General features: G+C 63.4%; 10 protein-coding genes. 5 read left to right on the plus strand and 5 right to left on the minus strand.

Annotation, left to right across the window (positions count from 1 at the left end):
* Positions 1–246 precede the first annotated feature (246 nt).
* The 3 genes from llg_RS16085 to llg_RS16095 all read left to right on the plus strand — a co-directional run bounded on the left by llg_RS16085 (position 247) and on the right by llg_RS16095 (position 5,512).
* Positions 247–2,856, plus strand: a complete 2,610-nt coding sequence (locus llg_RS16085) for a cytochrome c (protein ID WP_338285734.1) — start codon at positions 247–249, stop codon at positions 2,854–2,856.
* A 55-nt stretch (positions 2,857–2,911) separates the two neighbouring features.
* On the plus strand, positions 2,912–4,621 hold the full coding sequence (locus llg_RS16090) for a DUF885 family protein (RefSeq protein ID WP_338285735.1): 1,710 nt from the start codon (positions 2,912–2,914) through the stop codon (positions 4,619–4,621).
* Between the two features lie 66 nt (positions 4,622–4,687).
* The gene (locus tag llg_RS16095; RefSeq protein ID WP_338285736.1) at positions 4,688–5,512 is read left to right on the plus strand and encodes a hypothetical protein; all 825 of its coding nucleotides are present in this window, start codon (positions 4,688–4,690) and stop codon (positions 5,510–5,512) included.
* 13 nt (positions 5,513–5,525) lie between these two features.
* Here the strand turns inward: llg_RS16095 and llg_RS16100 are convergent, their stop codons facing one another.
* From llg_RS16100 to llg_RS16120, 5 genes are all read right to left on the minus strand, one after another.
* Positions 5,526–7,541 (minus strand): ABC-F family ATP-binding cassette domain-containing protein, encoded by a 2,016-nt coding sequence (locus llg_RS16100; protein WP_338285737.1) that lies wholly within the window; start codon positions 7,539–7,541, stop codon positions 5,526–5,528.
* Positions 7,542–7,612: 71 nt separating this feature from the next.
* Positions 7,613–8,659, minus strand: coding sequence for a hypothetical protein (locus llg_RS16105; RefSeq protein WP_338285738.1), 1,047 nt, complete (start codon positions 8,657–8,659; stop codon positions 7,613–7,615).
* The gene (locus llg_RS16110; RefSeq protein WP_338285740.1) at positions 8,656–9,180 is read right to left on the minus strand and encodes a hypothetical protein; all 525 of its coding nucleotides are present in this window, start codon (positions 9,178–9,180) and stop codon (positions 8,656–8,658) included. The genes llg_RS16105 and llg_RS16110 overlap by 4 nt, the downstream gene beginning before the upstream one ends.
* Before the next feature lie 20 nt (positions 9,181–9,200).
* Positions 9,201–9,917: a hypothetical protein gene (locus tag llg_RS16115; protein WP_338285741.1), complete on the minus strand. Its 717-nt coding sequence runs from the start codon at positions 9,915–9,917 to the stop codon at positions 9,201–9,203.
* A 232-nt stretch (positions 9,918–10,149) separates the two neighbouring features.
* Entirely contained in the window at positions 10,150–10,692 is a 543-nt protein-coding gene (locus llg_RS16120; RefSeq protein WP_338285742.1) for a peptidylprolyl isomerase, read from the minus strand.
* A gap of 664 nt (positions 10,693–11,356) precedes the next feature.
* Between llg_RS16120 and llg_RS16125 the strand changes: the two genes are divergently transcribed.
* Entirely contained in the window at positions 11,357–14,035 is a 2,679-nt protein-coding gene (locus tag llg_RS16125) for an autotransporter-associated beta strand repeat-containing protein (RefSeq protein ID WP_338285744.1), read from the plus strand.
* A gap of 125 nt (positions 14,036–14,160) precedes the next feature.
* Entirely contained in the window at positions 14,161–14,850 is a 690-nt protein-coding gene (locus tag llg_RS16130; RefSeq protein WP_338285746.1) for a hypothetical protein, read from the plus strand.
* Positions 14,851–14,856: the final 6 nt, after the last annotated feature.

The following is a 14,856-nucleotide window of genomic DNA, read 5'->3' on the forward strand; positions in this document are numbered from 1 at the left end:
GCTTAGTCCATTGCGCAATTCGCCCGTTCTAGTGTGGCAAGTTGCCGGGGGGACGGCTGTGGTTTCAATGCATGGGTGACGCTTTGGCGACCGTGTGGTTCCTCCCCACCCAGGTTCTCCCGAACGCGGCTACATTTCGTCGCTGACCAAGCCAGAGCCGGAAAGGCACGCGTCGAATTCTCCGTATGCGCACCATTTGGACTATCTTTTTTCAAGGAATCCGCTATTAATAATTGCCTGCAACAAATGGAATTAATCGAACGTTTTCCCGTCCTGAAATCCGCGGCCCGGGTGCTGATGTTGAGCGGTGTGCTGCTGGCGGGGGCGTCGGCGAAACAGGGGCTGTTCTTCGATCCCACCGTACCGGTGTTCGGGACGCCGCTGAAGCTGGCGGATGGCCAGGTGCTCGCGCGCGGCCTATTGGTGCGGGCGGGGAAGGGCGAATGGGTGGCCTACGATCCCGAACTGCTGCGTCCGGCGTATTGGTTCCAAGCAGATGAAACGAAGGAGCCGGTGTCGATGGAAGGCATGGCGCAGGCCTCGTGGTATGAGCCGACGAAGAAGGGCTCCACGAAGTGGCCGCTGCCGCAGGGAACCGGGATGGCCTTGGCTCCGGCTCTGCCTGGAATCGGTGCGGATGCTTCCGCGTTGGCGAGCGATCCGCGACCGACCTTCGCGAAGGATCTAGGACGTGGCGGCTTGCAGGACAGCGGGCGCATTTTCAGCGGCTACCGGATCGCGGGCGAGACCGGTGTGCTGAGCTATGAGGACAAGGGCGTGAAGGTGCAGGAGTGGTTCGAGGCGGACCACGGTGGCGGTGGCGCGCGCTTGTCCCGCCACCTCGTGGTGGCTCCGGGCGAGACCCGTTACTTCCTCGTTGCCGCGGGTGCCTACACCCTGAAGGGCACGCAGGAAGCACGCGGCGGGGCGGACAACCTGACGATTCTCTCCAATCACCCCGGCTTGAAACTGGAGCAATCGGGCGGGCAATTGGTGGCACGCCTGGAGGCCTCGAAGAACGAGCGGCGTGTGAGCCTTTGCTACACCAGCGGAAGTGGGCCGGTGAAGCCCACGCCGGTGTCTCCGGTGGCGAAAAGCGCGAAGTGGGGTGGCGTGATCGAGTCTGCGATGACCACCGCTGCCGAAAAGGGCCCGGGTTGGGAAATCGACCGCCTGGGCCTGCCCGCGAAGAATCCGTGGGAACGCCGGATGCGTCCCGCCGATTTCGCGTTTCTTTCCGATGACCGGGTCGCGGTGGTGACCTTCGAGGGCGATGTCTGGCTGGCCGACCTAGTGGGCAAGTCGTGCAAGTGGCGTCGCATCGCCGGGGGCTTGTGCGAGCCGATGTCCATCGCGCAGGTCAATGGCGTGCTGCAGGTCTTCACCCGCAACGGCGTGATCCGCCTCCGCGATGACAACGGTGACGGCGAGATCGACAGCTACGAGAACTTTTGCAGCCTGATGGTCCAGACCTCCAGCGCGCGCGGCTATCCGCTGGACATGCGCGTGAACGCCGGGGGGGAAACCTTCTGCGCCATCGGCGGGATCGTCACCAACGAGAAATCGATCACCGCCGAGCCATCGCCGATTCCTCACAGCGGGACGATCATGCGGATCTCGGCGGATGGGAAGAAACTCGCGATCGTGGGTAAGGGCGCGCGCGAACCGTTCTTCGATATCGATCCGGCGACGGGGCACATCGCGATGTCGGACCAGCAGGGGAACTACGTGCCTGCCTCGGGGATCTTCCCGGTGGTGGACGGTTCCTACTATGGATTTGGTAACAAGCAGGACACCGGCCTCACGCCGCCGGTGGCGTGGATTCCTCATGAGGATGACACCTCCTCGGCCTCGCCGGTGTGGGTACGGAAGTCCGCTTTCAAGGAGTGGGACGGGGCGGTGATCGATGTTTCCTATGGAACCGGCCGTCTGTTCCTGGTCCGCCCCGGTGACGGCTGGCCCGCCAAGGAGGGCGCGGTGGTGCCGCTCCAGATCGAGACGGGCATCCCGCTGCTGCACATGCACGTCCACCCGGGCGATGGTTCGCTGTGGATGGCGGGCCTCCGCGTTTACGATTCCAAGGTGCAGGACCTGGAAGGCATCGGCCGCCTGCGCCGCACCACCGAACCGCTGGCGACCGCGGTGGACGCCCGGATCGTGAAGGATGGCGTGGTGCTGCGCTATGCCGGTGAACTGGATAACGCCACCGTCATCCCGGACAACGTCCAGGCGAAGGAGTGGCAATACCGGCGCAGCGCGACCTACGGCTCCCCGCGCCTGACCCGCGCGGGCGCGACCGGCTCGGATCCGGTGGCCACCGGTGGCACGTTCCTTTCCAAGGACGGCCGGGCGGTGTTCATCCACATCCCCGGGCTCAAGCCGACGATGCAGATGCAGATCGACACCAGTTTTGCCCTGAAGGGGGCGAAGGCCGTTCCCGGCACCGTGTATCTCACGGTTTCCGGCCCGCCCGTGGCGGACTGGACCGCGCTGGGATTCGAGACTCCGAAGCTGGATGCCAGCGTGGCGAAGGTCCACCAGAAGGCCTCCACCGGTCCGGCCTCCGCCGAGGCCGGGAAGGAACTCGCCACCCGCTACGGCTGCATCGCCTGCCATTCGGTGGATGGGGCCACGGTCGGTCACAGCGGTCCAACTTGGAAGGGTCTGCTGGGGGCCAAGCGCGTCTTCAAGGATGGCTCCTCCGTGACCGCTGACGAAGCCTATATCCGTGAATCCATCCTTGATCCGGGCAAGAAGATCGTGAAGGGCTACGAGCTCGGCATGGGCAGCTACGCCGGGGTGCTGGGCGATTCCGAAATTGAAAGCGTGGTGCTCTACATCAAGTCACTGAAATGACCGGCTGAAGATTCGTCCTTGTGGCTCCGTATCCACGCGAGTTCACATGGGAAGAATGACGCGACGAGGATTCCGGTTGGGTGGTGTGGTGCTGGCCCTGATGGTGCCCGGGTTTCTATCGGCCGCGGGCTTCGCCGATCTTCTCGACGAATACAAGGCGGACCATGGTGATGTCGCCGCGTCGTATGACGTGCCCTATGCCGCCGCCGCGCTGGATCGAAAGGACGCGCTGACGAAGGCGTGGCAGGCGCGGCTGGAAACGGTCGACTACGCCAAGCTCGACGCCTCCGAGCGGATCGATTGGCACCTGCTGCACGCCTACCTGATCGCCCGCCACGGGGACTCCGAACTGGAGCGGGCGCGGTGGAAGGAAATGGAGGCGATGCTGGCGTTTCTCCAGCCGCTGCAGGTGTTGATGGGGGACCGTTCGGCGCGGCAGGGCGTGAACGCGGAGGAGACGGCCGCCACCTTGTCCGCGGCAGCAGAGGCTCTGAAGGAACTCCGGAAGAAACTCGAACAGGGACATTTCAACGCCGACAACCTCAAGCCAAACCCGGTCGCCGCGGTGCGGATCGCGGGCGTGCTCGATGCCATGCGTTCCGAACTCGGACAGTGGTTTTCGTTCTACGATGGATTCCAGGCGGACTTCAGTTGGTGGACCCGCCAGCCAAAGGGAGTGCTCGACAAGGAACTCGAAACCACCGCCGCCTTCTTCCGCAAGGATCTCGCGGGCCTCAAGGGCGAGCCGGACGATCCGCTGATCGGCGACCCGATCGGCAAGGACGCGCTGACCCGCGAGCTGGCCGCCGAGATGATTCCCTATAGCGCGGAAGAACTCCTCGCGATCGCGGAGAAGGAGTTCGCGTGGTGCGAGGCCGAGATGGCGAAAGCCGCCACCGCCATGGGCTGCAAGGATGGCAAGGAAGCGCTGGCGAAGGTGAAGGCCGACCACGCGGCGCCGGGTGGCCAGGCGGCGGTCGCGCAGGTGGAAGCGGAGAAGGCCATCCGTTTCCTCAAGGACAAGGACCTCGTCACCGTGCCGCCGCTGGCCGCGGAAACGTGGGGCGTGGCGATGCTGGGCGTGGATGCTCAGAAGAGCCTGCCGTACGCCGCCTACAGCCGCCCCTCGATCCGGGTGGCGTATGCGCACGAGTCGATGTCCCACGAGGACAAGCTGATGGCGATGCGCGGGAACAACGCGGCCTTCCTCCACATCGTGACGCCCCACGAGTTGATCCCCGGCCACCATCTCCAGTCGTTCATGGCGCGGCGTTACGCCACGGAACGCCAGATGTTCAGCACGCCGTTCCTGGTCGAAGGCTGGGCCCTCCACTGGGAGATGCTGCTGTGGGATCTCGGCTACACCGCCACGCCGCAGGAGAAGGTGGGCGCGCTGTTCTGGCGCATGCACCGGTGCGCGCGGGTCATCGTGAGCCTGAAGTTCCATCTCGGCGAGATGACGCCGGAGCAGATGGTGGATTTCCTGGTGGACCGCGTGGGCCACGAACGCGCCGGGGCGACCTCCGAGGTGCGCCGTTACATCGGCGATGGCTACGGGCCGCTCTATCAGGCCGCCTACATGACCGGCGGGCTGCAATTACGCGCGCTCTATAAGGAACTGGTCGGCTCCGGAAAGATGAGCGTGCGGGACTTCCACGACCGCATCCTGCACGAGGGGCCGGTGCCGATCGAAATGATCCGCGCGGCCCTCAAGGGCGAGAAGCTGCCGAAGGACTGGAAACCCGCGTGGCGGTTCGCGGAGTGATTTTCACAACAGCTGCTGCCCGGAGCTTGGTCTGGCAATTCACCGTCCGGGAGGTTAGTGGTGGGCATGTTCGGGACCGATGGTGGCGCAGGCAAATTGTTGTGGGTCATGGTCGGGCTTTTGGCAGCGATGGTGCTGGCGGGAATCGGACTCCAAGGGGATCCGAAGGGTGGCAAGGCGTCGCATCGGCAAGCCGAACGCAATGAGTCGATCCACCGGGATACGGAAGTAATGGACGGCTACCTCCGGGAAAAGATCCGGCAGGTTTCGGGTGAGCCGGATGGTGGTCGCTTGGATTCAAATCGATCGGCCGATTTGAAATCCGCTTCCGAGGATATGCGGAAACTTCAGACGTTCATCGATGCGGAGATCGCGGGGAGGGTTGCGATCAACACCGGCTACCAAGACGAAATCAATCGCTCGGGCTTCGCTGATTTCCTGAGCGCCGGGCATCTTGGCGACGATGCCAGCTATCAAACGGCCGGGGAGAATATCGCGAAGGGACGCGCGATCATGGAGCGGTGGAAGGAGCGGCAGGAAGTCTATGAAGCCGATTCCTCCCGGCGCTTGGCCGAAGCCGATCTTCCGCCGCACGTCCGGCAGGGCCTTGAGATGGGGGCTGTGGTCTCCGGTGAACGGAAGACCAAGGATGCCGCGGCGTTTTGGGCCCTGGAACAGGAAAAGTTCGCGGGGTTGGAGGAGCTTCTGAAGATGCTCGAAGAGACGCGTGAGGCCTGGGGGACTGTCGATGGCAAGATCGCGTTCGAGCGAAAGGAAGATCTGGAGCGCTTCAACGGGCTGTTCGACGGGCTGACCCAGATCGCTGGTAAGCAGCAGGAACTGCGCAAACAAGCCCTGGAAGCGGTCAAGAAGGTCGTGGACTCGCCTTGACCTCCCGCGCCGCTCACCCGCCGAACTGCGCGGAGAGCTTCTCGATCTCGTCGGAGAGCTCGCCCCAGCGCGAGTAGGCGGTTTCCAACTGGCCGGTCACGTTGGCGACGGCGTTGGTGGCCTGGCGGAACTTGTCGGGGTCGGCGGCGATCTCCGGGTTCGAGAGGTGATCGGTGAGGGTCACCTGAGCGGCTTCCAGTTCGGCGATCTTCTTTTCGAGCGAGGCGAATTCGTCCTCCAGCGGCTTGAGCACCTTGGCGCGCTTCTGGCGCAGCTCGGCGTCCTGGCGGCGCTGGTCCTTGCGGTTGCCCGAGGTTTCCGCCGGAGCGGCGACCGGCTCGGGGGCAACGATCGGCTTGATCACCGGGGTGGCCGGGCGCTTGGAAAGTTTCGCCGGGGAATTCCGCTCGGCCTTCTCCTCCTCGGCGATCTTGTCGAGGTAGTAGGTGATGTTGCCCACGAACACGCGGGGATCCTCGCCGGGGCGGAATTCGAGGGTCTTCGTGACCAGCGGGTCGAGGAAGTAGCGGTTGTGGGACACGATCATCACCGTGCCGGAGTAGTCGATCAGCGCGCGCTGGAGCACGTCCTGCGACTGCATGTCTAGGTGGTTCGTCGGCTCGTCCAGGATCAGGAAGTTCGCCGGCTGGAGCAGCATGCGGACGAGGGCGACGCGGGAGCGCTCGCCGCCGGACAGCACGCCGACCTTCTTGAAGACATCGTCACCGCGGAACAGGAAGCAGCCGAGGAGATTGCGGGCCTGGGCGACGTTCTCGCGGCTGGCGACCTCCTCGACGGTCTGGAGCACCGTCTTGGTGGGATCGAGTTCGTCGGCGTGGTTCTGGGAGAAGAACGAGGTGGCAACCTTGTGGCCGAAGTTGTGGGCGCCATGGTCCGGAGCCTCCTGGCCGGTGATCATCCGGCAGAAGGTCGACTTGCCCGCGCCGTTCGGTCCGACGATGGCGATCTTCTCGCCGCGGGTGGCTTCGAAGTCGAAGTCCTTGAAAATCTGGAGGTGGCCGTAGGCCTTCGAGACGCTGTCCAGCTTCGCCACCGATTGGCCGGAAGCGGGTGGGGATGGGAAGCGGAAGTTCATCACCGCGTCGTCCTGCTCGGGGGCCGGGATGCGCTCGATCTTGTCGAGCATCTTGATGCGGGACTGGACCAGCGTGGCCTTGTTAGCGGAGGCGCGGAAGCGGTCGATGAAGCGCTGGATGTCGGCGATCTCGCGCTGCTGGGCGGTGTATTGCTTCAGCCGGATCTCCTTCCGCAGCACCGACTCGCGTTCGAAGTAGGAGAAGTTCCCCGCGTATTCCTCCGCACGGCCGTGGCTGAAAGCGATGGTGCGGGTGCAGAGCGTGTCGAGCAGTCCGCGGTCGTGGGAAATCAGCAGGATCGCGCCCGGATAGCTCTTCAGGTATTCCTCCACCCAGCGCTGGGTGCCGATGTCGAGGTGGTTCGTCGGTTCGTCCAGCAGCAGGGCGGCGGGTTCCTGGAGGAACAGCTTCGCCATCGCGATGCGCATCTGCCAGCCACCGGAGAACTCGCCGCAATCACGGGTGAAGTCCTTTTTGCTGAACCCGAGGCCCTGCAGCACGCTCTCGATCTTCGGCTTCATGCGGTCCGGATCGACGTCATCGAGCAGCAGCTCCAGCTCGCCGATCTCCTCCAGCAGGTCACCGTAGGGAGAGGAACGCGGATCGAGCTTCTCCAGCTCGTTGGAAAGGCGGTCGATCTTCTCGCGCAGGGCGATCGTCTCGCCGAAGGCGGACTCGGTTTCGTCCCACAGGGTGCGGCCTTTCACGTGGATGCCCTCCTGCGGTAGGTAGCCGATACGGGTGCCCTTCGGCATGTTGATCCGGCCGGCGGACGGTTGGATGATGCCCGCGATGCACTTCATCAACGTCGATTTCCCCGCGCCGTTATGGCCGGCGAAGGCGATGCGCTCTTTCGCCTGCACGGTGAAGGCGAGGTCGGAGAACAGGACGCGGGCGCCGTATTCGACGCGGAGGGACTGGATGGAAAGCATGAGGCGGCGGGAAGTTCTTCACTTCCAACCGCCTGGTCAATCGGGAATGGCGGAATCTCCGCCATCCCCGATCAATAGTCCACCATCGTTGCCTGGACGTTCAGGGTGCGATCCACCGTGATCGTCATGTAAGAGAGGCGCTCGGTGCCGAAGACCGTCTTGGTCAGCAGTTCGAGCGTGTAGACCCCGTCGGTCTTGAAAACGGAATCCCAGTTGGTGAGCGTCAGGGTGCGGGTGTCGGCCTTTTCCTGGTCGAGCACCAGCATCGATCCCGGGACGGTGGTGCCCACGGTGCCGAGCACCGGGTTGCCGGGGTAGACCTGGAGCCAGGTGTCGCTGCGGGGATAGAGGTCCTGGAGCGGCAGGGTGACGGTGGGGGCCTTGAAGCGGATCGTGTCGCCGTTGGCCAGACCGCTGATCGAGCCGGACGGCACCGGCAGGATCTGGATGTAGCCGGAGGCGATCTGGGTTTGGACGATGGTGGAATCCGCCAGCGCATGGACGAGGTACCACTCCTCGCCGCTGACCTTGGTGGCGAGCTGGCCGGCAGCCGGGGTCAGGCCGGTCACCGGATAGGTGGTGGCGGTGAGACCGTTGGTCTGGATGTAGGAGGTGGATTTCGGGGTTCCCGCCGTGGCCTGGGCCATGGTCAGGGTGCCGCCGGCCGGGTAGGACGTGGTGAAACGCTGGACGAGCACCTTTTTCGCGGCGTCCGGGATGACCGTGCCGCCGCTGGTGGTGGTGCCGGAAACCAGGCCGGCCACGTTGATGTTGACCGTGAAGGGCTTGTCGGCGCGGGTCCGGGTGACCTTGGTGTAGGGGTCCTGGGAAGTGATCGTCACCGTGGCGGTGGGCACGTAGGCACCCACCAGCTTCTGGTCGAGCAGGTAGCTGACATTGCCGCTGGTCTTCACGGCGTAGAGCTGGAACAGCGCGCCATTCGTCTCCAGCGCGAGCTGGGAAGCGGACGAGCCGGTGAGGGCGGTGAAGGGCATGTCCCACACCACGCCGGTGCTTTGCTGTGTCTGGCGGATGAAGGTGGTGTAGCCGGTGGTCTGGGCCGCGAGCGGGGAGATCGCGGCGGCGGTGGCGAGGGCGGTGAACAGCAGGGCTTTCATGGCTTCGCGGCGGTGGGGGTTTTGAACGAGATGGCCCCGCCCTGATGGGTGGCGACCACGATCTTGTTCTGGCTGGCCCAGAACTTGGCGGTTTCCGGCTTGATGCCTTCCTGTCCGGCGGCTTGGGCGATGCTGACTTCCTGGCTCGACACCCATTGGCGGTTGGCGGCGAGGAAATCCTGCAGCGGGACGAGCGTGCCTTCCTGCGGGGCGTTCACCCGGCTTTGCAAGGCGGCGGGCACGTAGACCAGCGCGCCTTTCGGAACCAGCGTCCACTGTCCGTTGGCGGACAGGATCTGGGAGGTTTCGAAAATCCCCTCCGGAGCCTTGTGGATCACGCGGGTCTCACCGGTCACCGGTTCTCCCGGCAGCGGACGCGCCGCCTGGCTGGCGCGCATCTTGGCAGCCATTTGTTCGGGAGTGGTGATGTCCGTCATCGCCGGATCGGCGTGCGCCTGGAGGCAGGCGAGCAGCGCGAGTCCGGAGAGAACCGTCGGGTGGGTGAAACCGCGGGCTTTCATGGGGTGGGGTGAATCGGGGATTATTCGAAGGTGACGAGCATCACCAGGTCCTGCAGGTCGAAGCCGGAGGCCTTCGTGTCGGTCTGGCCGAGCTCATACAGGATGATCAGGTCTTTCGGGCCGATGCTGATCTTCTTGGTGGTCGAGTTGATGTAGGGCTTCAGGAAGCTCTCGATCTCGCCTTGTTGGAAGGCCGGGGTGGTGTCCGGAACGGCGTCGCCGTTCTTGAGCATCACCACGTTCGGGGAGGTGGTTCCGGTGTTGTAGAGGGTGAGCCAGCCGGAACGGTAGCCGCGGCCGCCGAAATCGAGCTTGGTGTTCTTGGTGATGGTCTTCTGCACGAGGATCGTGCTCGGGACCACCGTGGTCTGGAGACCGCTGAAGGCCGTGACCCACGCGCTGCCGTTGGTGCGGTAGAACGCCTGGACGGTGAGGTAGGAGGTGAGGGATTCCTGGAAGGAGGCACCGAGCACCCGGATTTTCATCGTCACATCCTGCTTCGGCACCACGGTGTTCGGCGGGATGATGTCGACGACCGTGCTGATTTCGCTCGGGAACTCGACGTTCCAGGTCAGGGTTGGCTTCAGCCCGACCCGGAGCAGGTCGGCGCTGGTGGTCAGGGTGCCGCGGGGGACCGATTCGGTCGTGGCGGCTTTGGAGGCAGGGGCCAGTGCAGCCGCGATCAGAGACAGCGCTGCAAGTACGATGGCCCGCGGGGGGAGCGGGATACGTTTCATGGTTGTGGGGGGAAACAACAGTCTGAAAGTGCATGGGGTGAACTTTCAAACCGCCGTCACCTTATGCCTCACCCCGCTGAAATTCAACGCATTCGTAGGAACCTACGCGATTGCGGGGGAATTTAAATTGAACGCCCGAATACAGAAAATCCCCGCCAGTACAAGGACTGGCGGGGATTTGAAGATGTTAGATGGAGGTGGAAATCAGGGGATATTCCACATATCCGAAATATCAACGATCCAAGATGGAGTTCCAATGCTCGACATGATCCTTCTTGCTTTCGAACAGCGCGGAGGCGTCGTCATGGATGGTGATCGAGGTGATCTTGTCGCCGGTGCCGTTGTATTTGCAGCCGCGCTCGCCGGTGTTGTTCTTGCCGGTGATGGCCTTCACGATGTCCAGGCCTTTGGTGACCTCGCCGAAGACCGAGTGGCGGTCGTCGAGGAACTGGGTCGGGACGTGGGTGACGAAGAACTGCGAGCCGTTGGTGCCTGGACCGGCATTGGCCATCGAGAAGATCCCCGGCTTGTTGTGGCGGAGCTCCGGGTGGAACTCGTCGCCGAACTTGTAGCCCGGACCGCCGCGGCCGGACTCGGTCGGGTCACCGCCCTGGATCATGAAACCGTCCACCACGCGGTGGAAAGCCACGCCGTTGTAGTAACCGCGCTTGGCGAGGTTCAGGAAGTTGGCGGAAGTCAGCGGCGCCTTGTCGGCGAAAATCGTGGCGTCCACGTCGCCGGCGGTGGTGTGGAGAGTGATGCGGATGTCGGACATGGGGGGAGAATCCAGAGTCCGGAATCCAGAGTCCAGAACCAAGAGAAGAGGAGTGGGATTGGTAGGGAAAGGGGGAAGCTTTGAACAAAAGGGTTCAAAGGACCTCGTTTCCTTGAAGGCTGATCACGCTTTCAAGCGACTCGACCACATCGAGACCCGAGCCCGGTCGAACCCCGGTGTCCGAAGCGGCGTCCGATCAACAGGGGGAGGGTGAATCGAGAGTGTTTGAATCGAAGGCGATGCGCTTAAGAATAATATAATTTATTTGTTTTGGTGGGTGAAAGGGGGCAGGGAGGAATGGTCTGTTCTGAGTAAAATGGAAAATATTACATTAAGTGTTTGTAATTAAGGTGTTGTATTTGATTGGGGTCTTTGTTTTAGGGCGGAATAGCCCTTTAGGTTTGGCGCATGGAATGTTCGGTAGGTTGGGTGGTTTGTTTTGTTCTGCGCAAAAAAGAAAAAAAATAATGTTGTGGCGCAGCGCGCGTGCGGTAGCGTGCCGACGAATCCTCCCGTTTGTCCTCCTGTTCTTCGCGGCGGTCTGCCGGTCGAGATCAGCGGGGGCCGAATGGTTCATTGCTACCCGCACTGCCTGGTTTTGCCCCCGCGGATCGCTTGGGAACCGGGCTGCGCTCTTTGAAAGCCCCACTTCAAAAACCACTCCATGAAACCTGAAACGATCTTTGCCTCGCTCGCTTGGATTTTGGCTCTGGCAGGCACCGCCCGTGCCACCGTGTTCACCTACACCAGTACGACCAATGATGTCTGGTCGGACTCCGCGAACTGGAATGCCTCCGGTGTTGCCCCCACCACGGATTCAAACGTTGCCCGCCTGAATTTCAACGGCTCCGCCACCTTTGCTTTCGGCACCACCGCCACGTACACCGGCACCTCGGGTGGCAATGAAGGTCGCTCGATCGTGATTGGCCTGGCGGACACCGCCGGACTGGCCTCGAAGCTCACCATCACCAGTGGTACGATTGTGGCGAGTGGTCCGGACCCCAGTCTGATCGGTGGCGGCTCTTCCAACAGCTATGCTGGAAACGCCCAATTGATACTCTCGGGGGGCAACTACACCTCGACCAGCGCGCTCGGTGTGCTGGCGCGCGGTTCCAGTGCGGCCTCCGGCACCGTGACGATTAACTCCGGCTCCACTCTGAAGGCGGATACCGTGGGGTTCGGGCTTCTCGCTGGTGGCGCGGGTAGCGCCTATATCAACGTCAACCAAGGCGGCGTGCTCGAAACCCGTGCCGTTTACGAAGCGAACGACGTCACCGGCACGGTGCAGCTCAATCTCGACGGTGGCACGCTGCGGGCCACGGCGAACAACGCCTCCGAGCACTGGGTGCGGAACACCACCACCGGCCCTACGCTCCGGATCCTTTCCCACGGTGCCACCTTTGAATCCACTGGCACCGGTGAAAAGCGTCTCTCGGTGGCGATGACGGATGGCACCGGCAATGGTTCCGATGGCGACATCCGCTTCACCGGTGGTGGCCGCATCGTTCTGGACGCGAACAACACCAATACCGGCGACATCACGGTGGATGCCGGCACCACGCTGGTGCTTGGCAACGCGGGCGCGGCCGGTTCGCTGGGCAGCGGGATTCTGGTGAACAACGGCACCGTGGTTCACAACCGTTCGGGCAATTACTCCCAGAGCGCGGTCGCTGGACTGGCTTCCGGCTTGCAATCGAACTTCGAACAGAAGGGCTCGGGGGTCTTCACGCTCGATGTCGCGAACTCGAACAGCGGCACGACCGCCGTGACCGGTGGCGTGTTGCGGGTGACGAACTCCGGCGGCCTCGGCGCCATCGGCGCTGTGAGCGTGGCGAGCGGCTCTCAGATCGCCCTTTCCGGCGGCGTGACGATCTCGAAGAACATTTCCATCAGTGGTGTCGGGGTTACCGCGGCTATCGCGGGCACCGAGATCGCCGGAGGATCCCGCGGTGCGCTGTCCAGCTCCGCGGGCACCAATACCGTGACCGGCGCGATTTCGGTGGCTACGTATGGCACCCGCATCGGGGTGCAGGACGGTGCAGCCCTGGTTCTCACCGGACCGATCACGGAGGTCTCTCCCTCCACCAATGTGATCTTCCGCGGGGGTGTGTCGGGTACCAGCTCGATCACGCTCTCCAATCCCAACAACGCCTGGACGGGCACCACGGTCATCTATGCCGGCAATGTGATGCTGGGGGTGGACAACGGCATTCCCAAGAACACCTCGCTGCTTATCGGCACAAGCGGCGTGGGCACCAGCGTGCTCGACCTCAACGGTCACAACCAGGAGCTGGCAGGCATCACGTCCGACGCAGTGAACAAGGGGGTCTCCCAGGTGATCAACAACGGCGCTTCCGATTCCGTGCTCACGCTCAACACCGCCGTGGACGGTTCGTGGGACGGTTCGCTGAAGGACGGCACCACCAAGATCTCCTCGCTTGTGAAGAAGGGAACGGGAACCCAGACGCTGGCTTCGGCCCAGACCTACACCGGTTCCACCACCGTGCAGGCAGGCACCTTGTTCGTGAATGGCGCGCTTGCCTCCTCGCAGGTGACGGTCAATGCCGGTGGCACGTTCGGCGGAACCGGCTCCATCGCGGGACCGATCACGGTGGCGGGAACGCTTTCCCCGGGATCGAGCGCCACCTCCTCCGCCACCCTGCCGACCCACGATCTCACGCTGACCGGCACCTACCTTTGCCACCTCAAGGCGAGCTTCACCGACCTCGTGGACATCACTGGAAACCTTACGATCACGGGCTCCGCGCTGAACGTCTCCGTGCTCCAGGCCACCACGCTCACCACCTACACCATCGCCCGCTACACCGGCACCCGCACCGGCACTTTCGCCTCCGTCACGGTGCCGTCCGGATTCATGGTGCAGTACGACGACGCGAATAAAGTGATCAAGCTGGTGCCGGGCACCTCCACCCCGACTTTCAACACCTGGGCGCAGGGTTACGGGCTCGATCCGCTCACCACCGGAGCGCCGAACGCGGACTACGACAAGGATGGCATCCCGAACGCGCTTGAATACGTCCTCGGCACCGATCCGAAGAATGCTTCCGCCTCTGGGTCGACCCTTCTGGTCAACCATGACGATTGGACCTTCAGCTTCCATCGCGCGAAGCAGTCGCTGTCCTCCGATCTGACCGTCATCGTGGAGACGGGCGACGATCTCACCACCTGGCCGGTGACCTTCCAGGTGGGCGCCACCACCGCGGCTTCTTCCACCGGGGTGACGGTGACGAGCCTCGATGCCAACACCGACCAGATCACGGTGACGATTCCCAAGGGTACCTCGAAAGCTTTCGCCCGGATCAAGGCCGCGGTCAATCCGTGAGCCCGGGCGGCCGTGGAAGGCAACCTGGAGCGTGGAATCCGGCCCGCACTCCCCGTGCGAGCGGGTGGACCTCCACGCTCCAACTTCCCTTCCGATCCCTCTTCACGCACTTGCCCTCCTCCTCGATGAAACTTCTGCCGTTATGCTTCCTGCTCGGATGCTCGCTGCCAGCCGGAGCCGCCGTCCTAGCCACGTTCTCGTTCACCAACTCGGGCGGAGTGCCGTCACTGGTGCCCACGTTGGGAGCGGAGGCGATCGCCGCCGGGATCACGGTGGGCAATTTCACGCTGGGCTCCGGCGCGGGCAATCCCACCGACCAGGGAGCGTCCAATACCTTGCTGATCACCGGCATGGACACCGCCGGCTCCACCGCCACGGCGCTGGGATTGAACAACTACTATTCGTTCACGATCAATATCCCGGCCGATAAGGTGGTGACGCTCAGCAGCCTGACGATGAATTTCACCGGCACGAACTTGTTCTATGACGTCAACAACGCCAACGGCCACAATGCCCGCGTCTATTCCAGCATCGGTGGCTTCGATGACGTGACGGGGGACACGCTGGGCCGCGTGGGCTACATTGGCACCGGCAATGCCCCGGTGGAGGCGGTCACGCTCGGGGCGCCCTTCGCCACCCTTTCCGGCACCTCGATCACGTTCTACATGCCCTTTATCGATGACTCGGGGGTAGCCACGCGTTACATCACCTTGGACAACCTCACGATCAATGGCGTGGTCGCGGTGCCCGAGCCGGATCCCGCGATCATCGGCCTGATTGGAATGACCGCGCTGGTGATCCGCAGGCGGAGATGAGGGGGC

It is taken from the genome of Luteolibacter sp. LG18, from assembly GCF_036322585.1.
Lineage (GTDB): Bacteria > Verrucomicrobiota > Verrucomicrobiia > Verrucomicrobiales > Akkermansiaceae > Luteolibacter.